Below are 23,967 nucleotides of genomic sequence, written 5' to 3' on the forward strand. Positions count from 1 at the left end.
GATCTGATTTCAGCAGCTGATGTAGAGAAGCAAAATCGCATAGATCAGGCCAACGATTACATGAACAGCAAACAGTGGCCTGGCAAAGCGGCTATGGGAAGGTTGAGCGATTCGGATAAGACGCAGTATAACGCGAGGCTTGATTATCTGGATGCATTGGAAGCAGTTGATACGTCTACTGCGCCGGATATTAACTGGCCTGAAAAGCCTGCTTAAAGGAGAGTGCTGCAGCCACGTCGTATGCAAGAACGGGCTGCAGCTGGCTGGCGATCGTTCGATAGTGCGAGTATTGAATGGCTGCCAGCCGGCGGCGAGTTTACACGGTGGTTACTGAACAAACCAGTCGTCCGCGTTCTCCCACGCATCCTGCAAAGTTTCTTGCACAAATGCCTTCGCTGCATCTTTATCAGGTGCGCGGAGGACCGACAGACCGTCATTGCTGGCGGACTTCACAATGACCTCTACATCGTCATAGCGTTGGCTGACACGGCGTATCATTTCCTGTTTTAATGCTTCAGTAGAGCCTTTCGGCATTTTGCCGATCTTCTCTTTGGCAATGCTGATTTCGATAATCATAATGGTGCACCTATACTGGTTGAATATACAGTAAATATTTAACTGGTTATTCATACAGTGTCAAGGTGGGTGCTTAAGGTGTGTGTACATATTGGTGTACTTAATTGAGGGGTTTCTATTTTATTTATTCTTATATTTCATTGCATTGTTTGTTTTTGTTGTTATATCCATTTAACTAAGAGGACAGCGCGGCATGAGTATACCCGCTAATGGACTGCGGGGTAAGTACACTGCCGCTCGATTGCTTAAACGCTCGCCACTCATGCCGGATTTTTATCTTTTTTCTTAATGTTTTCCGCACGTTCTGCTTTCTGACGTGCTTCTTCTTTTCGCTTATTGCTCATGTCGTTGCGAATTTGCGCATGACTCATCAACGCGAAGATAAAGGTGCCGCCACAGATGTTTCCCGCCAGAGTGGGAAGCGCAAATGGCCAGACAAAATCGCTCCAGTGTAGTGTACCGTTAAACACCAGATAGAGGATCTCTACGGAACCGACAACGATATGAGTGGTGTCTCCCAGGGCGATAAGCCAGGTCATCAAAATAATCACTACTATTTTTGCCGCACCCGCCGCCGGAAACATCCATACCATAGTAGCTATTAGCCAGCCGGAAATGATCGCATTGGCAAACATCTCGCTGGGCGAGTTCTTCATCACATCCATGCCGATTTTGACAAACGCATCACGGGTTTCTTCATCAAAGATAGGCATATACTCAAAAGCCCACGCCGCAATACCCGTTCCCAGAATATTACCTAACAGAACAACGCCCCAAAGTCGTAGCAATAAACCGACATTGCCCATTGTCGGTTTTTGCATTACGGGTAGTACCGCTGTCACGGTGTTCTCAGTAAATAATTGCTGGCGCGCCATAATAACGATAATAAAACCAAAGGTATAACCGAGATTCTCCAGCAAGAAACTCCCTGGCACGCCTTCCAGTTCGACATGAAATATCCCTTTTGCCAGTAGCGATGCACCCATCGACAGACCTGCTGCAATAGCTGACCACAGTAGCGCCATTGCGTCGCGTTCCAGCTCTTTTTCGCCGTCCTGACGAATATGTTCGTGGATAGCCATTGCCCGGGAAGGGAGCCGATCTTCATCTATTTCAATTTTTTTTCCGCGCTCTTTTTCTTCACTCTCGACTTCAATTTCGTCGCTGTGTTTATCAATTTTATCGTTATCCATGGTGAGTTCTCTTGATTAGCACGTATGGCTAAAGCGTAGCGGCTTTTTTGCTCGCAACTGGCGGGAGTTACTCTGAAAATGAATAAAAGGCAACGTTTGCCTTTTTCTGTTTCTATAGAATCAAGTAGCCTACAGGGCGGTGATTACCAGGCTATGATCAAATCAGCAAAACAGGGCGTATGGACATCATTTGACGTGCTGTTACAATCGCCCACACCTAAACAGGCGGATACGGTATCGTTCCGTCATGGATGGCAAACTGCATAAGCCATAAAAAAAACAGGGAGACATTTATGAAGCTTCGCCTGTCGGCGCTTGCTCTGGGAACTACGCTTCTGGTGGGGTGTGCGAGTTCCGGAACAGATCAGCAAGGGCGTTCTGACCCGTTAGAAGGGTTCAACCGCACCATGTACAATTTTAACTTCAATGTGTTAGACCCGTATGTGGTTCGACCGGTGGCTGTCGTGTGGCGTGATTATGTTCCGCAACCGGCACGTAATGGGTTAAGCAACTTTACTGGCAACCTTGAAGAACCTGCAGTGATGGTTAACTACTTCCTGCAGGGCGACCCTTATCAGGGGATGGTCCACTTTACCCGCTTTTTCCTGAACACTATTTTGGGGATGGGGGGTTTTATTGATGTTGCTGGGATGGCGAATCCGAAACTGCAACGAACGGAACCTCACCGTTTTGGTAGCACGCTCGGTCACTATGGCGTGGGGTATGGGCCTTATGTTCAGTTACCGTTCTACGGTAGCTTCACGCTGCGTGATGACGGCGGTGATATGGCTGATGGCCTCTATCCAGTGCTTTCGTGGTTGACCTGGCCGATGTCGGTAGGAAAATGGACACTTGAAGGTATCGAAACGCGTGCGCAACTGCTGGATTCTGATGGCCTGCTTCGTCAGTCGTCCGATCCTTACGTCATGGTGCGCGAGGCGTACTTCCAGCGTCATGATTTCATCGCCAATGGCGGAGAACTCAAACCGCAGGAAAACCCGAATGCGCAAGCGATTCAGGATGATTTAAAAGATATCGATTCTGAATAAGAAGCCAATAAAAAAGGTGAGTTGGAAAACTCACCTTTTTTCTTATTAAGCTAGCGTGTTATTAGAACGCGTAGTTAAAGTTAGTACCGAACAGCCAGGCTTTACCTTCAGACTCGAACTGATACGGGCCTTCGTTGATCTTCACGCTCTGACCGTGCATATAAGAGACACCAACATCGACAGATGCATCTTTATTAAATGCATATGTCGTACCTGCGCTCAGCCAGAAACGGTCCTGATCCGGAATGGAAATCGAACGGTTCTGTGCCGGAACGGGGCTATCATCGAAGGCGATACCGGTACGGAAGGTCCAGTTATCATCGTAGTAATAAGTGGTACCCAGTGCGATGCGGTAAGCATCTTTAAAGCCTTCATGCTTCTGGAACAGCGTATCACCACTGGTGGACGTAGCTTTCAACTCCTGGAATTGACTCCAGCTGGTGTAAGCCAGACTATAGTGAATCGCCCACTGCGGCGCGACACGGTTATAACCAGACACTTCCCACATTTCAGGCAGATTTAGCGTCAGATAACCTGACTGCGTAGCTCCGCCCGTAGCCGTTGGCAGACCGAAATTGTAGTTGTTAATAGCAATTGGCAGATCGCTACTGTAGTTACCTTTGAAGTCAATTTTAACTTCAGAACGGTAGGTCAACGCGTAGCGATTATTTTTATCCAGTTCATACAGGATGCCGGCATTCCAGCCAAAGCCCCATTTGTTACCATTCAGATGGGCAATTTTCTCATCGCTTGGGATACTATTAGCCATGCCCGCCAGTTGCTGTCCTTGTAGAGTCGCCCCGGCGGGAGATTGCATAATCTGACCTGCAACCAGCTGCCCCAGATCGCCTGCGAAGCGTTCAATTTTCGCACGGGCATAGACGGCATTCAGACCGAGACCAAAACTCCATGCGTTATTTAAGCGATAGGCGCCGCTTAAGTTCATGTTGATGGTCTCGAGGTCGGTTGTACCACCGACAGAACCGCCTGCATAAGTATCGTTAAACTCTGTCGCCAGGCCATAGTTAGAGGTAATGGAAGCTCCCCAACCAAATTGATCGTTAATTGGCGCAACAAAGTGAGCGTTCGGAACCCATGCCGTAGGCGCGATATTATCCGCGTCCAGGCTACGACCAGACGGAGACGTTCCGCTGATATTTACATCCGGATCAATATAAACCGCGCCCGCTGAAAAAGTTGGGCGGTCAAACATGGTAATCAACGCGGGGTTACGGCTGACGTTACCGGCATCATCGGCAATTGCGCCTTCCCCTGAATAAGCCCGGCCCAGGCCTGAGGAAGAAAATTCGTTTAACTGAAAGCCTGCCGACCAGGCTTGGGTGGAGATAAGTGCCACTGCGACTGCGATAGCAGACTTTGTAAACAGGGTTTTCTGGCTCATGACCATAACCTCAATAATTTATTTTTATACAAACTATGTTACGTGCTGTAACAGGAGCGCGAAGTGTAGGGTCTGATGTACATCTTAGAAATCAGACCAGTGGCGAGAGTATAGGTCGGACCAGATGGAATGTTGCAAGTATGTTTCTATGTTTTTTCAAATATGATCTAAGAAACGCGATCCAGCTGGCAAAATTTGGAGGTAGTGCACTCATAGATTTGGGTGAATTTTGTTTTAGATCATTTTTAAGTGTGATTTCGGTCACTTATCCGATTTTGCAGAATTAACAACTGGAGTGGCACTTTTCAGAAGCGTAAAATATCCGCAACGTTTATCTGGCACCTTAGGTGCACATACAGAGGAAATCAACGATGAGTAAATGTAGTGCTGATGAAACCCCGGTTTGCTGCTGTATGGATGTTGGCACCATTATGGACAACTCCGACTGCACCGCGTCTTACAGCCGTGTGTTTGCAAACCGCGCAGAAGCAGAACAAACGCTGGCGGCGCTGACTGAAAAAGCCCGTAGCGTGGAATCCGAACCATGCAAAATCACCCCGACTTTCACTGAAGAGTCTGACGGTGTGCGCCTGGATATCGATTTCACTTTTGCCTGCGAAGCTGAAACACTGATCTTCCAGCTGGGTCTGCGTTAATTCCTCTCGGGTACGTACGCCCCTGCCAGCAACAGGCAGGGGCGTTTTCTTTTCTTTCTCCTGTCTTCACTGTGTCATAGCTCCCACTTTCCCTTTTCTCCGCTTGGCTAAATGTAAAAAAATGGTTAAGACTATGATCAGGTCAGACCACTTTATATCTTATTTTTACAGGGGAGTGTTATGGGTCAGGTTTTACCGCTGATTACCCGTCAGGGCGATCGTATCGCCATCGTTAGCGGGTTACGTACGCCTTTTGCCCGCCAGGCGACGGCTTTTCATGGCATTCCTGCTGTTGATTTGGGGAAGATGGTCGTAGGCGAATTGCTGGCACGCAGCGAAATTCCCGCAGAAGTGATTGAGCAACTGGTCTTCGGTCAGGTTGTGCAAATGCCGGAAGCGCCCAACATTGCGCGTGAAATTGTTCTCGGCACTGGAATGAATGTGCATACCGATGCTTACAGCGTCAGCCGCGCTTGCGCTACCAGTTTCCAGGCGGTTGCAAACGTCGCAGAAAGCCTAATGACGGGAACTATTCGAGCGGGGATTGCCGGTGGGGCAGATTCCTCTTCCGTATTGCCAATTGGCGTCAGTAAAAAACTGGCGCGCGTGCTGGTTGATGTCAACAAAGCACGAACCATGAGCCAGCGCCTGAAACTTTTTTCTCGCTTACGTTTGCGTGACTTAATGCCGGTGCCTCCGGCAGTGGCGGAATACTCCACTGGATTACGGATGGGCGACACCGCCGAACAAATGGCAAAAACGTACGGCATCACCCGTGAACAGCAAGATGCGTTGGCCCACCGTTCGCATCAACGTGCCGCCCAGGCGTGGTCAGAAGGTAAATTAAAAGAAGAAGTCATGACCGCTTATATCCCGCCTTATAAACAGCCTCTCGCAGAAGACAATAATATTCGCGGCAATTCCACGCTTGCCGACTACGCAAAGCTGCGCCCGGCGTTTGATCGCAAACACGGGACGGTAACGGCGGCAAACAGTACGCCGCTGACCGATGGCGCGGCCGCGGTGATCCTGATGACTGAATCCCGGGCGAAAGAGTTAGGGTTGGTGCCGCTGGGATATCTGCGCAGCTACGCATTTACCGCTATAGATGTCTGGCAGGACATGCTGCTCGGTCCGGCCTGGTCAACACCGCTGGCGCTGGAACGTGCTGGTTTGACAATGGCCGATCTGACGTTGATTGATATGCACGAAGCGTTTGCCGCCCAGACGCTGGCCAATATTCAGTTGCTTGGCAGCGAACGTTTTGCTCGCGACGTACTGGGGCGTGCACATGCCACTGGCGAAGTGGACGATAGCAAATTTAACGTGCTTGGCGGCTCGATTGCTTATGGTCATCCCTTTGCGGCTACCGGCGCACGGATGATTACCCAGACCTTACATGAACTGCGGCGTCGCGGCGGTGGGTTTGGTTTGGTGACTGCCTGTGCCGCAGGTGGGCTTGGCGCGGCAATGGTTGTAGAGGCGGAATAATGGAAATGGTATCAGCGTTTACCCTCAATGTCCGTCTGGACAACATTGCCGTTATCACCATTGATGTTCCCGGCGAGAAAATGAATACCCTGAAGGCGGAATTTGCTTCGCAGGTGCGCGCCATTATTAAGCAACTCCGTGAAAACAAAGAGTTGCGCGGCGTGGTGTTTGTCTCCGCTAAACCAGATAACTTCATCGCTGGCGCAGACATCAACATGATCGGTAACTGCAAAACGGCGCAAGAAGCGGAAGCACTGGCGCGGCAGGGCCAACAGTTGATGGCGGAGATTCATGCTCTGCCTGTTCCGGTTATTGCCGCTATTCACGGCGCTTGCCTGGGGGGCGGGCTGGAGCTGGCGCTGGCATGTCATGGCCGTGTCTGTACTGACGATCCTAAAACTGTGCTCGGCTTGCCGGAAGTTCAGCTTGGATTATTGCCCGGTTCAGGCGGAACTCAGCGTTTGCCACGCCTGACAGGTGTCAGCACAGCATTAGAGATGATCCTCACCGGAAAACAACTTCGGGCGAAACAGGCATTAAAGTTGGGGCTGGTGGATGACGTCGTTCCGCACTCCATTTTGCTGGAAGCCGCTGTTGAGCTGGCAAAGCAGGATCGTCCATCTTCCCGCCCTCTACCTGTACGCGAGCGTATTCTGGCGGGGCCGTTAGGTCGTGCATTGTTGTTCAAAATGGTAGGCAAGAAAACAGAGCAAAAAACTCAGGGTAACTATCCAGCGACAAAACGCATTCTTGACGTTATTGAAACCGGTTTAGCGCAGGGGACCAGCAGTGGCTATGACGCCGAAGCTCGGGCGTTTGGTGAACTGGCGATGACGCCGCAATCGCAGGCGCTGCGCAATATCTTTTTTGCCAGTACTGAAGTGAAGAAAGATCCCGGCAGTGATGTTCCTCCTGCGCCATTAAACAGCGTGGGGATTTTAGGCGGCGGGTTGATGGGCGGTGGAATTGCCTACGTTACTGCCTGTAAAGCGGGTCTGCCGGTAAGAATTAAAGATATCAATGCCCAGGGCATAAATCATGCGCTGAAATACAGTTGGGAGCAGCTGGAGGGTAAAGTGCGCCGTCGTCATCTCAAAGCCAGCGAACGCGACAAGCAACTGGCTTTAATTTCGGGGACGACGGATTACCGTGGCTTTGCCCATCGAGATCTGATTATTGAAGCGGTGTTTGAAAATCTCGAATTAAAACAGCAGATGGTGGCAGAAGTTGAGCAAAACTGCGCTTCTCATACCATTTTTGCATCGAACACGTCCTCTTTACCGATTAGCGATATTGCCGCGCACGCCACGCGACCAGAGCAAGTTATCGGCCTGCATTTCTTCAGCCCGGTGGAAAAAATGCCGCTGGTGGAAATCATTCCTCATGCGGGGACATCGGCGAAAACCATCACCACCACGGTAAAACTGGCGAAAAAACAGGGCAAAACGCCGATTGTGGTAAAGGATAAAGCTGGGTTTTATGTCAATCGCATCCTGGCGCCGTATATTAATGAAGCTATCCGCATGTTGACCGAAGGCGAACGTGTTGAGCATATTGATGCCGCGCTGGTGAAATTTGGTTTTCCGGTGGGGCCAATCCAACTTTTGGATGAGGTAGGAATTGATACCGGGACTAAAATTATTCCTGTACTGGAAGCAACTTATGGAGAACGTTTTAGCGCGCCTGCAAATGTTGTTTCTTCAATTTTGAATGATGATCGCAAAGGCAGAAAAAATGGCCGAGGTTTCTATCTTTATGGCCAAAAAGGGCGTAAAAGCAAAAAACAGGTCGATCCCGCCATTTACCCGCTAATTGGTGTACAAGGGCAGGGGCGACTCTCCGCACCGCAGGTTGCTGAACGGTGTGTGATGTTGATGCTGAATGAAGCAGTACGTTGTCTGGACGAGCAGGTTATCCGAAGTGTGCGTGACGGGGATATTGGCGCGGTATTTGGAATAGGCTTCCCACCGTTTCTTGGTGGCCCGTTCCGATATATCGATGCTCTCGGCGCGGGGGAAGTCGTTGCAACAATGCAACGACTGGCCACGCAGTATGGTTCTCGTTTTACCCCTTGCGAGCGTCTATTAGAGATGAGCGAGCGCGGGGAAAGTTTTTGGAAAACAAGTGCAACTGACCCTCAATAAAAAGGTCAAAGCTATATGAATCCGCGCTGAATGGCGGAGTGTTGGTCAAAATGTAAACACATATTGACTATACTTGCGCCATTGAGGTAAAAAACAGCGTTTCATTCGGTGAATGGATAAGGCACAATGCCGGCCACCGCCTTGTTTCTCTGGTTTCAGATGAACGGGGCGGGTGAATCTGGTTAACAAAAGCGGTGCAATATGCAAGTTTTTATCATGCGTCACGGCGACGCAGCCCTCGATGCCGCCAGTGATTCGGTTCGTCCTCTGACCACTAACGGTTGTGACGAATCTCGCCTGATGGCGAACTGGTTGAAAGGTCAAAAAGTGGAAGTCGAACGTGTTCTGGTGAGCCCGTTCCTGCGAGCCGAGCAAACACTGGAGGAAGTAGGGGATTGTATGAACCTGCCTTCCAACGTGGAAGTTCTGCCGGAGTTGACGCCCTGCGGCGATGTAGGGCTGGTCAGTGCATATTTACAGGCGCTGACCAACGAAGGTGTCGCTTCGGTACTGGTTATCTCCCACTTACCGTTAGTCGGGTATCTGGTTGCCGAGTTATGTCCGGGCGAAACGCCGCCTATGTTTACCACTTCGGCCATTGCCAGCGTAACGCTTGATGAAAGCGGAAACGGCACATTCAACTGGCAGATGAGTCCGTGTAATTTGAAAATGGCAAAAGCAATCTGATGTGATCGTAAAGTGCCCGATGGCGCAAGCTATCGGGCCTGAATTTTTCATACCTTATTGAAATTCTCCCAATAACGATGCAGATGGCGTCTTTTTAGCGTTTAATCGCCGATTTGTATAAAGTTACATCTAGAAACATTTATTAACTTTTCTGGTATTTTATTTCCAGAGTTAACCACTGTGAACGCAGAATAAGAGAGTAGAAAAGAGATATTTTTGGGTCTTGATTTTATATTAATTATAGTGTTTTAATATTGTATCGGCAAAAAATAAAAATACAATCGTGTTATTTGTTGTTGGTCGTTTTTTGCTCTTTAATCATTCACTCCATGATGTGTTTATACCATATTTTAGCCATTTGCCACGTAATTCCAGGAAAGTTCTCAAAATATTATTTGTTTTGTTAATTATTTAAATATTTCTAAATATTGTTGTTAGTAAATTTAAATTGTGCCACGCGCTCTATAATATCAACATGCTCGCCACGCCAAAGAATATCATCTCACGAGACCTCAGAAATCCTATTCAATGGTGGGTTATAAGCCACTGCAAATTACACTGAAAGTTATTATATTCAGTATTAATATGTCAGTTGGCTGACATTTTAATCATTTATGATTTAAGGACAAATAATGAGTAAGTTTGTAAAAGCAGCCGTCGCCACAGCAATGCTTATGGGGGCGCTGACTTCAGCATCGGTCGTAGCCGCAGGGAACAACGGTACAGTGAGATTTTTCGGTATAATTGAAGACTCTCCGTGCTCAATTGTTCCTGATGACCATAAGCTGGAAGTGGATATGGGGAGCATCGGTACCGGTTCTTTAACGGGTGGCAAAACTACCACACCAAAGGATTTCCAGATTCGTTTACAGGATTGCAATTTCAATACTGAAACAACGATGACCACGACATTTACCGGTAATCCATATTCCGGTAATCCAAATAATTACTCCCTGTCTAACCTGGATAATGGCACCGAAGTTCCAAACGTAAGTCTGGTGATTGGCGACCAGCGTGGTAAAGGCTATGACCTGGGCAAAGGTATCGATCAGGCCATCGCAATGGACAGTTCAACGGGTAAAGGCAAACAGAAACAAACGCTGAAATTTAAAGCCTGGTTAGTAGGTGAAACTGCTGCGGTAACACCAACTCCGGCTCCGTTTGAAACGCTAACAACATTCCAGATTACGTATCTTTAATGTGACTCCCCCATAACTGCAAAGTTATGGGGTTTTTAAATGAAAGATAATTAAATTATAATAATTACGGATGGATACGTAAATGCCCGAACATTCTTTTCTCCGTTTACGGGGGCTTTCGTGGTGGATTGCTCTGGCAATTTCCGGAAGTCCATTTTATGCCCTGGCAGATGATACCATTCAGTTTGATGCCCGATTTCTCGAGTTAAAAGGGAATACCAAAATTGATTTGGGTCGTTTTTCCCAAAAAGGTTATGTTGAGCCGGGTAAATATAATTTACAGGTTCATGTAAATAACCAATCCTTACCTGATGAATACGATATCTACTGGTACGCAGTCGAAAACAATCCTGATAAATCGTATGCCTGCTTACCGCCTGAACTGGTTGCTCAGTTAGGCTTTAAAGAAGATATCACGAAAAATTTGCAATGGATTCGTGATGGTCAGTGTTTGAATACTGAACCGTTAAATGGCATGGAAATGACTGGCGATTTAAGCCAGTCAGTTCTCGTGATTTCTTTGCCACAGGCTTATCTTGAATATACCGACAGTGAATGGGATCCACCTTCACGTTGGGATGAAGGTATTCCCGGTCTTATTGCCGATTACAGTATCAACGCCCAGACCCGGCATGAAGAGGGTGGGGATGATACTAACGATATTAGTGGTAATGGTACGGTTGGCGTTAACGTTGGCCCGTGGCGCCTGCGTGCCGACTGGCAGAGCGACTATCAGCATACCCGCAGTAACGATGATGGTGATGCTAACGATAGCGGCACGCAAAAAAACTGGGAGTGGAGCCGTTATTACGCCTGGCGCGCCTTGCCGTCATTAAAAGCCAAACTTTCGCTGGGTGAAGATTACCTCAACTCCGATATTTTTGATGGCTTTAGCTACATTGGCGGTAGCATCAGCACCGACGATCAAATGTTGCCGCCAAACCTTCGCGGCTACGCCCCGGATATTTCCGGTGTAGCACATACCACCGCGAAAGTTACGATAACGCAAATGGGGCGCGTCCTTTATGAAACCCAGGTCCCCGCAGGCCCGTTCCGTATTCAGGATATTGGTGATTCGGTATCTGGTACTCTGCATGTCCGTATTGAAGAACAAAATGGTCAGGTGCAGGAATATGACGTCAGCACGGCTTCCATGCCGTTTCTGACCCGACCAGGCCAGGTGCGATATAAAGTGGCGATGGGCCGTCCGCAAAACTGGGATCATCACGTCGAAGGGAGTTTCTTCTCAGGAGGCGAAGCGTCATGGGGGATCGCCAATGGCTGGTCGTTCTATGGTGGTGCGTTAGCGGATGAAAACTACCAGTCAGCGGCAATTGGACTTGGACGCGATTTGGCACTGTTCGGCGCGTTAGCGTTTGACGTTACCCACTCCCGTACTCGTTTTGACGACAACAGCGTATACGGTAACAAAACGCTGGATGGTAACTCTTATCGCGTCAGTTATGCCAAAGATTTTGATGAACTCAACAGCCGTGTGACCTTTGCCGGATATCGCTTCTCTGAAAAAAACTACATGACCATGAGCGAATACCTGGATGCCAACAACGCCGATCGGGCGCGCACGGGTAACGACAAAGAGATGTATACGGTCACTTACAACCAGAACTTTAGGGATGCGCGTGTTTCGGTCTATCTCAACTATTCCCACCACACTTACTGGGACCGCGAAGATCAAACCAACTACAACATGATGCTTTCTCATTATTTCAATATGGGAAGTATCAGAAACATGAGCGTTTCTCTGACCGGTTATCGCTATGAATACGATAACAATGCCGATAAAGGTATTTATCTTTCCTTAAGCCTGCCGTGGGGTGACAGCAGCACCATTAGTTACAACGGCAACTATGGCAGTGGTGCCGACAGCAGCCAGGCGAGCTTGTACCATCGAATAGATGACGCCAGCCACTATACGGTGAGCACAGGGACCAGTGAAAACCACGCCAGTGTAGATGGTTATTACAGCCACGATGGCACTATGGCAAAAGTTGATCTGAGCGCCAACTATCATGAAGGGCAATACACTTCCGCGGGTATCTCTTTACAGGGCGGTGCAACGCTGACTGCCCACGGCGGCGCGCTGCATCGCACGCAGAACATGGGCGGCACGCGTTTGCTGATTGATGCCGATGGCGTTGCCAATGTGCCAGTAGAAGGCAACGGTGCTGCTGTTTATACCAACATGTTTGGTAAAGCCGTGGTGGCCGATGTTAACGACTACTACCGTAATCAGGCTTATATCGATTTGAATAACCTGCCAGAAAATGCTGAGGCCACCCAGTCGGTGGTCCAGGCAACGCTAACGGAAGGTGCCATTGGTTATCGTAAATTTGCGGTGATCAGTGGGCAGAAAGCAATGGCGGTATTGCGATTGCAGGATGGTAGTCATCCGCCATTTGGTGCGGAAGTGAAAAATGTTAATAAACAGCAAGTTGGTCTGGTTGATGATGAAGGGAATGTCTATCTGGCGGGCGTTAAACCGGGTGAACGCATGACGGTATCCTGGGAGGGAGAATCCCACTGCGATATCAGTCTGCCGGACCCGCTACCGGATGATCTCTTCAATGGCTTGCTGTTGCCATGCCAGCAAATTGGGGGAAGTGCTCCCGCAATATCACATGATATTCAGCCCGTCATTCAGGAGCAGACACAACAGGTGACACCAATGGAACCACCAATGTCTGTTTCATCGAATTAATAACGTGATTAAGGAATGATCCATGTCTAAACATATCTCTTCAAAAAAGATCGTCACTGCATTGACGTTGATGGCGGCGGCTGCAAGTTTTTACGCACAGGCTTCAGTGACGCCCGATCGTACCCGTTTGATTTTTAACGAAAGTGATAAATCTATTAGTGTTACCCTGCGTAATAACGATCCTAAACTTCCTTACCTGGCGCAAAGCTGGATTGAAGATGAAAAGGGTAACAAGGTGAGTTCACCATTAGCTGTTTTACCTCCTGTACAGCGTATTGATGCGATGATGAACGGTCAGGTGAAAATTCAGGGATTGCCAGATGTCCACAAATTGCCTGCCGATCGCGAAACGATGTTCTACTTTAACGTTCGCGAGATCCCGCCTAAATCGAATAAAGCTAACACGCTGCAAATTGCTCTGCAGACACGTATCAAACTTTTCTGGCGTCCTAAGGCACTGGAAAAAAGCAGCACACAAACTCCCTGGCAGCATAAAGTGACCCTAACCCGCAGCGGCCAGGAATTTACCGTTAATAACCCAACGGCGTATTACGTCATCATCAGCAACGCCAGTACGCAGAAAAATGGCAATCCAGCGGCAGGTTTCTCGCCGTTAGTCATGCCGCCCAAAACCAATGCTCCGTTAAACGTGAAAATGGATAGCACTCCAGTGCTGACCTATGTCAACGACTATGGTGCGCGTATGCCGCTCTTTTTCCGCTGTAGCGGTAGTGCCTGCCTGGTGGATGAAGAACTAAGCAGCAAAGGCTGATTCCAGGAGAATCCGATGAGAAAGATGTTTCTGGTTAAATTACTGCTGGTTTTTGGTGTGGTGAGCCATCCTGCGGCAGGCGGAGAATCGAAATCCGTTGATCTGATATTGCGGGTGCTGGTCGATGCTCCGCCACCTTGTTCAGTAACGGGTAGTGCTGTGGAGTTTGGTGATGTGATCATCAAAAAGATCAATGGCACCAACTATCGCATGAATGCTGAGTACAAATTGGACTGTAAGGGAAGTCTAAGTGACGACCTGCAAATGCAGTTTAAGGGAACGACTACCACGATTAATGGCGAAACAGTGTTGAGTACAGGAATTTCTGGATTTGGGATTCGAATTGAAAGTGCGTCTGATAATTCGCTGTTTCCGATTGGCGAAAACAACTGGACGCCTTTCAACATCAACAGCCAACCGAAACTGAAAGCGGTGCCAGTAAAAGAGAGCGGTGTATCACTCGCGGCGTCGGAATTTAACGCCAGTATGACGATGGTGGTGGATTACCAATGAAACGACTCGGTTTTTTTGTGATTTGTGGTTGCTGTTGCGTGGTACAGGCGGCGACACCAGACATTACTTTTCACGGAACTTTGGTATCACCGCCAGTTTGTACCATTAGCGGCGGGAAAACCATTGAAGTGGATTTTGGCGACATCCTTATTAATGACATTGACGGTGTTAACTTTCGTCAGACTGTACCCTATGAGATCACCTGTGATTCTGGAGTTCGTGATGCGGTTTGGGAGATGACTCTGACCTGGAAGGGGACTCCCACCAATTACAATACGTCGGCAGTCCAGACCAGCGTTACCGACTTGGGCATTGAAATGCAACAAAATGGCAGTCCGTTTGAGCTGGATAAACCTCTGAGTATTGATCCTGCCAGCCCCCCAATGCTCAAGGCGGTACCGGTGAAAGCCAGCGGCGCGGTGTTGGGAGACGGAGCATTTTCCGCGTATGCCACGCTACAGGTGGATTACCAATGAAAACACAAGAATATGTTCTCGCAACGCTGCTGGGGAGCTTAATGCTGATCTGTGTAGCGCCGGTGCAGGCGGCTGACAACCTGCATTTTTACGGTAATTTATTGAATAAAACCTGTACACCGGTAGAGACACAAGGATTGCTGGCGGAAGTACAGTTTCCTACGGTGAGTGCACAAGATTTAGTGGTCGCCGGGCAGTCGGCCCGTGTGCCGGTGGTTTTTCAACTGAAAGACTGTAAGGGACCAACGTCATACAACGTAAAGGTAACCTTGACCGGCACGGAAGATAGCGAACAGCCGGGTATTCTGGCGCTGGATGCGTCATCGGGTGCGCAGGGAGTTGGTATAGGTATGGAAAAAAACGACGGCACACCTGTTGCCATCAACAGTTCTACTGGAGCGACCTTTGTACTTAATAACGGCAGCAATAGTCTTAATTTCCGGGCCTGGTTACAGGCAAAAAGCGGTCGTGATGTGACTCCTGGCAATTTTACCGCCCAGCTAACCGCAACGTTTGAGTACCTTTAAAATGAAAAAATTACGCCATGTTTTTTGCTTACTAGTGTTGATACTAATGGTACCCACCGCGATGGCATCAACAATATTTCGTGATATGCACACGTTGATGGGGTATGCCGGTAACGGTAATACCGCAATCTGGTATGAACTTAATGTCCAAACTTTATCTGGCGTCTATCAGGGAACATATCACCGGGATGGTTATACTCTTTATACCGGAGATATTCCCAATATATCCTGGAATGGGCCAGGGACAGCACCAGAAATTAATGTGAAAAGTGGGGATTATATTGACTCATCGAATTGCCCAGGGTTGCCGACATCGGGAGGTTTTAGTTGTAGTAAGGTTATCATGGATATTATCGTTGAAGGCGATCCCGGTAGCTGTCCCTGGATAGTGACCAGTAATATCAAAACACAAGCAAGAGCGACTGGTACTGTTTACCTGGGGCCTTCAGCGTTTAACTCCACCTGTCCGCCAGTTCCTTTAGACCCTTATGATGTTTCATGGAGTCCAAATTCGGTAGTGCATAGCAAGCTGTTATCATTGAAATCCACGGGAGGGATAATCGAAAATACACTCCCTACCTTTTTGATGAAGGATGGCAAGTTGTGTGATGGTAGCCAATTTAACGAGCGTGGCGCATATTGTCGTTTTATTTCGCAAATGATCACTTTTACGTCATATGGTTGTACAGATAGCAAAGTGACAACCATACCAAACCGACATGCGATAACCGACAAACAACTACATGATATTGTGGTGCGTGTCGATACTACTACACCGCAGCCAATAGATTCCACTTGCCGATTCCAGTATGTGCTGAATATGTTGTAGCGACCAAACCGGATACGGCGTTTATGCCGTATCCGGTTTTGCGTTCAGGGCAACTCAGGCGGCAGCCACTCTTCCACCTCAATCAACACCAATAACGCCGCATCACCACCGTACTCTTTGGGGGCCTGGTGAAACGCCATCACATGCGGATGTTGCGCCAGCCACAGTGGTGTTTGTTGCTTCAAAATATGCTTACCATGCCCATGCATCACACAGGCGCAAAACACATGTTCACGGCGGCAGGCGGCAATCAACGCGCCCAGCTCCTGTTTGGCTTGTAGCTGCGTCAGACCGTGCAAATCAAGAAACAACTCCGGTGAATAATCACCGCGCCGCAGTTTCTTCGCCTCAAAATGGCTTACATCCGGGCGGACATATTTCACCGGGCCTTCGGTATTCAATAACGGCTGAAACTCATCTGAGAAATAATGGCTGGCATCGGCCTGTTCCTGAATCAACCGCTTAACCGGCACTTCGCTGACTTTTTTACGCTGCGGTCGGTGGACAATCGTGTCCTGCTTAATCTTGCGAGTCCCCGCCATCAACTGGCGAAACAGAGCCTGGTCCTCCTCGCTAAGTGTTGTTTTCTTTTTCATTGATGTGTCTCTATTTCTAATTTCCCTACAGTTTACCCGACTCGTCGCGCAATCGATCGTTTTAAACGTATTTTTCCTCACTCACCGCGCGTGAATGCTGATTTATCGTCATCTTCATGGCAAACTAGCCGCCGAAATTATTGCGATCATGCCCTGGAGGAATACGTGGATAAAATTTTCGTTGATGAAGCAGTAAATGAGCTGCAAACCATTCAGGACATGTTGCGCTGGTCGGTTAGCCGCTTCAGTGCGGCAAATATCTGGTACGGTCACGGCACCGATAACCCGTGGGATGAAGCCGTACAGCTGGTGTTGCCTTCGCTCTACCTGCCGCTGGATATTCCGGAAGATATGCGCAATGCGCGTCTGACCTCCAGCGAAAAACACCGCATTGTTGAGCGCGTGATCCGCCGCGTCAACGAACGCATTCCGGTGGCTTATCTGACCAACAAAGCGTGGTTCTGCGGCCATGAATTTTACGTCGATGAACGCGTGCTGGTGCCGCGCTCGCCGATTGGTGAACTGATCAACAATAAATTTGCTGGACTCATCAGCAAGCAATCGCAGCACATTTTAGATATGTGTACCGGGAGCGGCTGCATCGCTATTGCTTGCGCTTATGCTTTCCCGGAAGCGGAAGTCGACGCGGTGGACATCTCTCCAGACGCGCTGGCGGTTGCCGAACAGAACATCGAAGAACACGGTCTGATCCACAATGTCATCCCGATTCGTTCCGATCTGTTCCGTGATTTACCGAAAGTGCAGTACGACCTGATCGTCACCAACCCGCCGTATGTCGATGCGGAAGATATGTCCGACCTGCCAAATGAATACCGTCACGAGCCGGAACTGGGCCTGGCGTCTGGTACCGACGGCCTGAAACTGACCCGCCGCATTCTCGGTAACGCGGCAGATTATCTTGCTGATGATGGTGTGCTGATTTGTGAAGTCGGCAACAGCATGGTACATCTTATGGAACAATATCCGGATGTTCCGTTCACCTGGCTGGAGTTTGATAACGGCGGCGACGGTGTGTTTATGCTCACCAAAGCGCAGCTTATTGCCGCACGTGAACATTTCGCGATTTATAAAGATTAAATAAACACGCAAACACAACAATAACGGAGCCGTGATGGCTGGAAACACAATTGGACAACTCTTTCGCGTAACCACCTTCGGCGAATCGCACGGGCTGGCGCTCGGTTGCATCGTCGATGGTGTTCCGCCAGGCATTCCGCTGACGGAAGCGGATCTGCAACACGATCTTGACCGCCGCCGCCCTGGGACATCGCGCTATACCACCCAGCGCCGCGAGCCGGATCAGGTCAAAATTCTCTCCGGTGTTTTTGAAGGTGTGACCACCGGCACCAGCATTGGCCTACTCATAGAAAACACCGACCAGCGTTCTCAGGATTACAGCGCAATTAAGGACGTTTTCCGTCCAGGCCATGCCGATTACACCTACGAACAAAAATATGGTTTGCGCGACTATCGCGGCGGTGGACGCTCTTCCGCCCGTGAAACCGCCATGCGCGTTGCGGCAGGGGCGATTGCCAAAAAATATCTTGCTGAGAAATTCGGTGTCGAAATTCGCGGCTGCCTGACCCAAATGGGCGACATTCCGTTGGAAATCAAAGACTGGTCGCAGGTCGAGCAAAATCCGTTCTTCTGCCCGGACCCCGACAAAATCGACGTGCTGGATGAACTGATGCGCGCGCTGAAAAAAGAGGGCGACTCCATTGGCGCGAAAGTCACCGTTGTTGCCAGTGGCGTCCCCGCCGGACTTGGCGAGCCGGTCTTTGACCGCCTGGATGCCGACATCGCCCATGCGCTGATGAGCATCAACGCGGTGAAAGGCGTGGAAATCGGTGATGGTTTTGACGTGGTGGCGCTGCGCGGCAGCCAGAATCGCGACGAAATCACCAAAGACGGTTTCCTGAGCAACCATGCGGGCGGCATTCTTGGCGGTATCAGCAGCGGGCAGCAAATCATTGCCCATATGGCGCTGAAACCGACCTCCAGCATTACCGTGCCGGGGCGCACCATTAACCGCTTTGGCGAAGAAGTTGAGATGATCACCAAAGGTCGTCACGATCCCTGTGTTGGGATCCGCGCCGTGCCAATTGCAGAAGCGATGCTGGCGATCGTTTTAATGGATCACCTGTTACGGCAGCGGGCGCAAAATGCCGATGTGAAGACTGATATTCCACGCTGGTAAAAAATGAACAAAACCGCGATTGCGCTGCTGGCCCTGCTTGCCAGTAGCGTCAGCCAGGCAGCGACGCCGTGGCAAAAAATAACCCAACCTGTGCCGGGTAGCGCACAATCGATAGGTAGTTTCTCCAATGGTTGTATCGTCGGCGCTGACACGCTGCCGATACAGTCCGAACATTATCAGGTCATGCGTACCGATCAGCGTCGCTACTTCGGTCACCCGGACCTGGTGATGTTTATCCAACGTCTGAGTAGCCAGGTGAGCAATCTGGGCATGGGGACGGTGTTGATTGGCGATATGGGGATGCCTGCTGGTGGGCGTTTCAACGGCGGTCACGCCAGCCACCAGACCGGACTGGATGTTGATATCTTTCTGCAACTGCCAAAAACACGCTGGACCTCTGCGCAGCTCTTGCGCCCGCAAGCATTAGATTTGGTTTCCCGCGACGGTAAACACGTTGTCCCGACGCTGTGGAAGCCGGAAATTTTCAGCTTGATCAAACTTGCCGCCCAGGACAAAGACGTCACGCGCATTTTTGTTAATCCGGCGATTAAACAACAACTTTGCCTTGATGCCGGCACCGATCGCGACTGGTTGCGCAAAGTGCGACCCTGGTTCCAGCATCGCGCGCATATGCATGTACGATTACGTTGTCCTGCCGATAGTCTGGAGTGTGAAGATCAACCTTTACCGCCACCAGGCGATGGTTGCGGGGCAGAACTGCAAAGCTGGTTTGAACCTCCAAAACCGGGAACAACAAAGCCTGAGAAGAAGACACCGCCTCCGTTGCCGCCTTCCTGCCAGGCGCTACTGGATGAGCACGTGATCTAATGGAAACGTTTAATAGCCTGTTTATGGTTTCCCCGCTGCTGCTGGGAGTTCTCTTTTTTGTCGCCATGCTGGCGGGATTTATCGACTCGATTGCCGGTGGCGGTGGGTTACTCACTATTCCGGCATTGATGGCGGCGGGGATGTCTCCCGCTAACGCGCTGGCAACCAATAAACTGCAAGCCTGCGGTGGCTCTATTTCCGCCACTATCTACTTTATTCGCCGCAAAGTGGTTAGTTTAAGCGATCAAAAACTCAATATCGCCATGACCTTTGTCGGCTCAATGAGTGGCGCACTGCTGGTGCAATATGTTCAGGCCGATATATTACGGCAGATATTGCCCATCCTCGTGATTTGCATCGGCCTCTATTTCTTGCTGATGCCAAAGCTGGGTGAAGAAGATCGCCAGCGCCGGATGTACGGTTTGCCCTTCGCGTTAATTGCCGGTGGTTGCGTCGGTTTTTATGACGGATTCTTTGGTCCGGCAGCCGGATCGTTTTACGCGCTGGCCTTCGTTACCCTGTGCGGATTCAACCTCGCCAAAGCCACGGCTCACGCAAAATTACTCAACGCAACGTCAAATATCGGCGGTTTACTGCTGTTTATTCTCGGCGGCAAAGTGATTTGGGCGACGGGCTTTGTGATGCTGGTGGGGCAGTTCCTCGGCGCGCGCATGGGTTCACGACTGGTGTTGAGCAAAGGACAAAAGCTGATCCGCCCGATGATCGTTATCGTCTCGGCGGTGATGAGTGCCAAATTACTTTATGATAGCCACGGACAGGAGATCCTCCACTGGTTGGGGATGAACTAATGAACAGTACACACCACTATGAGCAGTTAATTGAAATTTTTAATAGCTGCTTTGCCGATGAATTTAATACCCGTCTGATTAAAGGCGACGACGAACCGATCTATCTTCCTGCTGATGCGGAAGTACCGTATAACCGAATCGTCTTCGCTCATGGCTTTTACGCCAGCGCCATCCACGAGATTTCGCACTGGTGTATTGCCGGGAAAGCGCGCCGTGAGCTGGTTGATTTCGGTTACTGGTATTGCCCGGACGGTCGCGATGCCCAAACGCAAAGCCAGTTTGAAGATGTTGAAGTGAAGCCGCAGGCGCTCGACTGGTTGTTCTGCGTGGCGGCTGGATATCCGTTTAACGTCAGTTGCGACAATCTGGAAGGGGATTTCGAACCGGATCGTGTGGTGTTTCAACGGCGAGTACATGCGCAGGTGATGGATTATCTGGCTAACGGTATTCCAGAACGTCCGGCACGCTTAATTAAAGCATTACAAAATTATTATCACACGCCGGAAATTACGGCGGAACAGTTCCCGTGGCCGGAAGCGCTCAACTGAAGCCGGCGCCACGTTTTACAATGAGGAAAGAAGATGATCGCGGAGTTTGAATCACGCATTCTGGCATTAATCGACGGTATGGTTGACCATGCCAGTGATGATGAGTTGTTTGCCAGTGGGTATTTGCGTGGCCACCTGACATTAGCTATCGCAGAACTGGAAAGTGGTGATGACCACTCCGCTCAGGCGGTACATACAACCGTTAGTCAGAGTCTGGAAAAAGCCATTGGTGCCGGTGAATTGTCGCCGCGTGACCAGGCGCTGGTAACCGATATGTGGGAACACCTGTTTCAGCAGGCGTCACAGCAGTAAGTTGCGGCGTCTGGAGCACCATGCCTGATGCGACGCTTATCGCGTCTTATCAGGCCTACACGTCACACGAGGTCGGATAAGGTGTTCACGCCGCATCCGACATTGGGTGCACCATGCCTGATGCGACGCTTACCGCGTCTTATCAGGACTACATGTCACACGTAGGTCGGATAAGGCGTTCACGCCGCATCCGACATTGGGAGCACCATGCCTGATGCGACGCTTATCGCGTCTTATCAGGCCTACACGTCACACGAGGTCGGATAAGGCGTTCACGCCGCATCCGACAAACAATGCCAAAGCAGATTACCCCGCCTTAACCGCTTTACCTTTCAACAACTTCCGCACCCATAACCTATTCGGATTTAACGCCGCCAGCGTACTGGCATCCATCGGAATCGGTTCTTCACTCATCTGTGCCGCCAGAATCTCGGCACACAGCGGGGCAGAACACAAACCACGCGAACCCAAAGCAGCAAGCATAAAGAGATCGTCATAAATCGGCGCGCTTACCGCCTCATCTTTTTGCTCCGTCAGCGACGCATATTCCACGAGTGTCGCGTCATAATCAGGCACGTTGCCTACCATTGGCAGATGATCGCGGGTGGCACAACGCACACCGCAGCGCGCCTCTTTATCACTGACATCAACCGCTTTCGCCCATTGTGCCTGCGGGAAACAATCAATCAATCGCTGGCGATTCTGCAGCTGATCTTCCTCACTGTATGCCGTCTCTTCGCTACCACGGTGATAACTGGCACCAATACAATGGTGTTGGTTCGCCGGATTTTGCGGCGTGAGATAACCGTCATAGCACAGCACCTGCTTCAGTTTTGCCAGTTCCGGCGTTGTCGGAATATGGCTGACCTGCCCGGCAACCGAATATACTGGCAGAGATGATGTTTGGCTGAAACCGCTGATTTGATGCCCGTTCGCCAGTACCACTACACTATGCGTCGCTTGCTGATCACCTGCAAAATTCAACAACCAACCGTCATCCTTACGGGATAAATCCTGTAACTGATGTTGATAACGAATCTGCAAACCTTGCTTTTCCGCCAGTACCAGCACATTACGGGTCAGTTCCGCCGGACACAGCCAGCCACCTTGCGGATAAGTAATACCGCTGCAATTTGTCGCAACGCCCGTAATTTGTTCAACCGCATTTGTCTCAACGGCTACAGCCAGTTCTTCGGGTAAATCCATCGACAGCATCTGTGCGATTTTATGCTGGCTTTTTTCATCCCAGCCTAACTGCGTTACGCCGCACCAGTCATGATCAAATTTAACGGGTAATTGGTCGTAAAGCCGACGAGCAAAAGTAAATGCATTAGAGAAAAAGCGGTTTAGCGCCTCATCGTGTTTACTTAAAAGCGGATACAGCGCCCCCTGGCGATTGCCGGAAGCACCCAGCGCGGGGGCCTCATCCGCGCAATAAAGCGTTACCTGCCAGCCGCGACGTAGTAGTGCCAGCGACAACAACGCGCTGGCAATGCCGCCGCCGATAATTGCCGCTTCCCGTTTGCGGCTGCCCGTACGATTAAACCACGGTGTGGAGCAGGGGAGTGGTAATGTCTGTTCCATCACTCCGCAAAGCATTTCCCGTTTGCGCCCAAAGCCCTTACGCTTTTGCATGGTGAATCCGGCTTCCTGCAAACCGCGGCGGACAAAACCGGCAGAAGTAAATGTCGCCAGCGTGCCGCCCGGACGCGCCAGTCGTGCCATGGCGTTAAACAGATTTTGCGTCCACATATCCGGGTTTTTCGCTGGCGCAAAGCCGTCCAGAAACCAGGCATCTACTTTTTGATTTAGCGAATCGTCCAGTTGGCTGGTCAGTTCGTTTATATCGCCAAACCATAAATCCAGCGTTACGCGGCCTTCATCGAGCAATAAACGATGGCAACCGGGCAGGGGCAAAGGCCACTGCGCCTGAAGCTGTTCCGCCCACGGCGCAAGTTCCGGCCAGTGTTGGTGCGCTAGCGCTAAATCCGCACGGGTGAGGGGAAATTTCTCAAAACTTATAAAGTGGAGGCGCTTTAACTGCGCCTGTGGACGCGCTTCGCGAAACTGATCAAATGCCTGCCAAAGCGTCAGGAAGTTTAATCCGGTGCCGAAGCCGCTTTCTGCTACCACAAACAGAGGATGCGGATGCTCAGGAAAGCGTGCCTCTAATTGGTTACCCCCAAGAAAAACATAACGCGTCTCTTCCAGTCCGTTATCGTTGGAAAAATAGACATCGTCAAAATCTCGGGAAACAGGTGTACCCTCAGCATTAAATTCAAGGTTGGCAGGTTGTATGGAGTAGTGTTTCACGTAAGTTACTCGTCTTACAGGCGGTGGCTCGATCTTAGCGATGTGTGCCAGGCTGCGCAAATTTCTCTATTAATTGGCTGATCGGACTTGTTCGGCGTACAAGTGTACGC

General features: G+C 50.0%; 25 protein-coding genes. 20 read left to right on the top strand and 5 right to left on the bottom strand.

All coding sequences use genetic code 11. The annotated features are described in order from the left end of the window. The coding region (locus FEK66_RS01405) for a tail fiber assembly protein (protein ID WP_138211390.1) at window positions 1-216 on the top strand (216 nt) is incomplete at its 5' end. Between the two features lie 111 nt (window positions 217-327). On the opposite strand, the gene FEK66_RS01410 is transcribed toward FEK66_RS01405, so the two are convergent. Next, window positions 328-576 carry a DinI-like family protein gene (locus FEK66_RS01410; RefSeq protein ID WP_135494689.1) on the bottom strand — a complete coding sequence of 83 codons (249 nt, stop codon included), beginning with the start codon at window positions 574-576 and terminating at the stop codon, window positions 328-330. Between the two features lie 260 nt (window positions 577-836). Continuing rightward, the gene (locus FEK66_RS01415) at window positions 837-1,769 is read right to left on the bottom strand and encodes a formate/nitrite transporter family protein (RefSeq protein ID WP_138211391.1); all 933 of its coding nucleotides are present in this window, start codon (window positions 1,767-1,769) and stop codon (window positions 837-839) included. A gap of 78 nt (window positions 1,770-1,847) precedes the next feature. On the opposite strand from FEK66_RS01415, the gene FEK66_RS01420 reads away from it, so the two are divergent. Together FEK66_RS01420 and mlaA are read left to right on the top strand one after the other, a co-directional pair. Next, window positions 1,848-2,036: a hypothetical protein gene (locus FEK66_RS01420; protein ID WP_130207306.1), complete on the top strand. Its 189-nt coding sequence runs from the start codon at window positions 1,848-1,850 to the stop codon at window positions 2,034-2,036. Window positions 2,037-2,062: 26 nt separating this feature from the next. Further along, window positions 2,063-2,818 (top strand): phospholipid-binding lipoprotein MlaA, encoded by a 756-nt coding sequence (gene mlaA / locus FEK66_RS01425; RefSeq protein ID WP_130207304.1) that lies wholly within the window; start codon window positions 2,063-2,065, stop codon window positions 2,816-2,818. Window positions 2,819-2,879: 61 nt separating this feature from the next. Here mlaA and fadL read toward each other — a convergent pair whose 3' ends face one another. Further along, window positions 2,880-4,220 carry a long-chain fatty acid transporter FadL gene (fadL, locus tag FEK66_RS01430; RefSeq protein ID WP_130207302.1) on the bottom strand — a complete coding sequence of 447 codons (1,341 nt, stop codon included), beginning with the start codon at window positions 4,218-4,220 and terminating at the stop codon, window positions 2,880-2,882. Between the two features lie 371 nt (window positions 4,221-4,591). Here fadL and FEK66_RS01435 point away from each other — a divergent pair, with 371 nt between their 5' ends. The 11 genes from FEK66_RS01435 (at window position 4,592) to FEK66_RS01485 (ending at window position 16,233) form a co-directional block, all read left to right on the top strand. Continuing rightward, window positions 4,592-4,876, top strand: coding sequence for a YfcZ/YiiS family protein (locus tag FEK66_RS01435; protein ID WP_130207300.1), 285 nt, complete (start codon window positions 4,592-4,594; stop codon window positions 4,874-4,876). A gap of 180 nt (window positions 4,877-5,056) precedes the next feature. Next, a complete protein-coding gene (gene fadI / locus FEK66_RS01440; RefSeq protein WP_135494687.1) occupies window positions 5,057-6,367 on the top strand; it encodes an acetyl-CoA C-acyltransferase FadI in 1,311 nt (436 codons plus the stop codon). Then, the gene (gene fadJ, locus FEK66_RS01445) at window positions 6,367-8,511 is read left to right on the top strand and encodes a fatty acid oxidation complex subunit alpha FadJ (RefSeq protein WP_135494684.1); all 2,145 of its coding nucleotides are present in this window, start codon (window positions 6,367-6,369) and stop codon (window positions 8,509-8,511) included. The genes fadI and fadJ overlap by 1 nt, the downstream gene beginning before the upstream one ends. Window positions 8,512-8,712: 201 nt before the next feature. Then, window positions 8,713-9,198 (top strand): phosphohistidine phosphatase SixA, encoded by a 486-nt coding sequence (gene sixA / locus FEK66_RS01450; RefSeq protein WP_130207294.1) that lies wholly within the window; start codon window positions 8,713-8,715, stop codon window positions 9,196-9,198. A gap of 632 nt (window positions 9,199-9,830) precedes the next feature. Continuing rightward, window positions 9,831-10,397 carry a fimbrial protein gene (locus FEK66_RS01455; protein ID WP_130207292.1) on the top strand — a complete coding sequence of 189 codons (567 nt, stop codon included), beginning with the start codon at window positions 9,831-9,833 and terminating at the stop codon, window positions 10,395-10,397. A gap of 82 nt (window positions 10,398-10,479) precedes the next feature. Next, window positions 10,480-13,116 carry a fimbrial biogenesis outer membrane usher protein gene (locus FEK66_RS01460; protein WP_135494681.1) on the top strand — a complete coding sequence of 879 codons (2,637 nt, stop codon included), beginning with the start codon at window positions 10,480-10,482 and terminating at the stop codon, window positions 13,114-13,116. Between the two features lie 70 nt (window positions 13,117-13,186). After that, window positions 13,187-13,888 (top strand): fimbria/pilus periplasmic chaperone, encoded by a 702-nt coding sequence (locus tag FEK66_RS01465; protein ID WP_240782937.1) that lies wholly within the window; start codon window positions 13,187-13,189, stop codon window positions 13,886-13,888. Window positions 13,889-13,903: 15 nt separating this feature from the next. After that, entirely contained in the window at window positions 13,904-14,401 is a 498-nt protein-coding gene (locus FEK66_RS01470) for a fimbrial protein (RefSeq protein ID WP_131162052.1), read from the top strand. Beyond that, window positions 14,398-14,877 carry a fimbrial protein gene (locus FEK66_RS01475; RefSeq protein WP_130207284.1) on the top strand — a complete coding sequence of 160 codons (480 nt, stop codon included), beginning with the start codon at window positions 14,398-14,400 and terminating at the stop codon, window positions 14,875-14,877. The genes FEK66_RS01470 and FEK66_RS01475 overlap by 4 nt, the downstream gene beginning before the upstream one ends. Before the next feature lie 41 nt (window positions 14,878-14,918). Beyond that, window positions 14,919-15,404: a fimbrial protein gene (locus tag FEK66_RS01480; protein WP_131162111.1), complete on the top strand. Its 486-nt coding sequence runs from the start codon at window positions 14,919-14,921 to the stop codon at window positions 15,402-15,404. Between the two features lies 1 nt (window position 15,405). Further along, window positions 15,406-16,233, top strand: coding sequence for a StfH/YfcO family fimbrial adhesin (locus FEK66_RS01485; protein WP_130260695.1), 828 nt, complete (start codon window positions 15,406-15,408; stop codon window positions 16,231-16,233). A gap of 44 nt (window positions 16,234-16,277) precedes the next feature. Here FEK66_RS01485 and smrB read toward each other — a convergent pair whose 3' ends face one another. Beyond that, window positions 16,278-16,829: an endonuclease SmrB gene (gene smrB / locus FEK66_RS01490; protein ID WP_000730816.1), complete on the bottom strand. Its 552-nt coding sequence runs from the start codon at window positions 16,827-16,829 to the stop codon at window positions 16,278-16,280. Between the two features lie 165 nt (window positions 16,830-16,994). Here smrB and prmB point away from each other — a divergent pair, with 165 nt between their 5' ends. From prmB to FEK66_RS01520, 6 genes are read left to right on the top strand one after another with little or no spacing between them, the layout of a single operon-like run. Continuing rightward, complete coding sequence (prmB, locus tag FEK66_RS01495; protein ID WP_135494675.1) at window positions 16,995-17,927, top strand: 50S ribosomal protein L3 N(5)-glutamine methyltransferase; 933 nt, start codon at window positions 16,995-16,997, stop codon at window positions 17,925-17,927. A 34-nt stretch (window positions 17,928-17,961) separates the two neighbouring features. Then, window positions 17,962-19,047, top strand: coding sequence for a chorismate synthase (gene aroC, locus FEK66_RS01500; protein WP_135494672.1), 1,086 nt, complete (start codon window positions 17,962-17,964; stop codon window positions 19,045-19,047). A gap of 3 nt (window positions 19,048-19,050) precedes the next feature. Further along, the gene (gene mepA, locus FEK66_RS01505; RefSeq protein WP_130207274.1) at window positions 19,051-19,875 is read left to right on the top strand and encodes a penicillin-insensitive murein endopeptidase; all 825 of its coding nucleotides are present in this window, start codon (window positions 19,051-19,053) and stop codon (window positions 19,873-19,875) included. Further along, the gene (locus FEK66_RS01510) at window positions 19,875-20,684 is read left to right on the top strand and encodes a sulfite exporter TauE/SafE family protein (RefSeq protein ID WP_064526496.1); all 810 of its coding nucleotides are present in this window, start codon (window positions 19,875-19,877) and stop codon (window positions 20,682-20,684) included. Before mepA ends, FEK66_RS01510 begins: the two co-directional genes overlap by 1 nt. Further along, window positions 20,684-21,232, top strand: coding sequence for an elongation factor P hydroxylase (gene epmC, locus FEK66_RS01515; RefSeq protein ID WP_135487472.1), 549 nt, complete (start codon window positions 20,684-20,686; stop codon window positions 21,230-21,232). The genes FEK66_RS01510 and epmC overlap by 1 nt, the downstream gene beginning before the upstream one ends. Before the next feature lie 33 nt (window positions 21,233-21,265). Then, the gene (locus FEK66_RS01520) at window positions 21,266-21,544 is read left to right on the top strand and encodes a YfcL family protein (protein WP_000559761.1); all 279 of its coding nucleotides are present in this window, start codon (window positions 21,266-21,268) and stop codon (window positions 21,542-21,544) included. Between the two features lie 306 nt (window positions 21,545-21,850). Here FEK66_RS01520 and mnmC read toward each other — a convergent pair whose 3' ends face one another. Next, window positions 21,851-23,857, bottom strand: a complete 2,007-nt coding sequence (mnmC, locus tag FEK66_RS01525; RefSeq protein ID WP_135494665.1) for a bifunctional tRNA (5-methylaminomethyl-2-thiouridine)(34)-methyltransferase MnmD/FAD-dependent 5-carboxymethylaminomethyl-2-thiouridine(34) oxidoreductase MnmC — start codon at window positions 23,855-23,857, stop codon at window positions 21,851-21,853. Window positions 23,858-23,967 lie beyond the last annotated feature (110 nt).

The sequence above is a fragment of the Escherichia sp. E1130 genome (genome assembly GCF_005781065.1).
Taxonomy (GTDB): Bacteria; Pseudomonadota; Gammaproteobacteria; order Enterobacterales; family Enterobacteriaceae; genus Escherichia.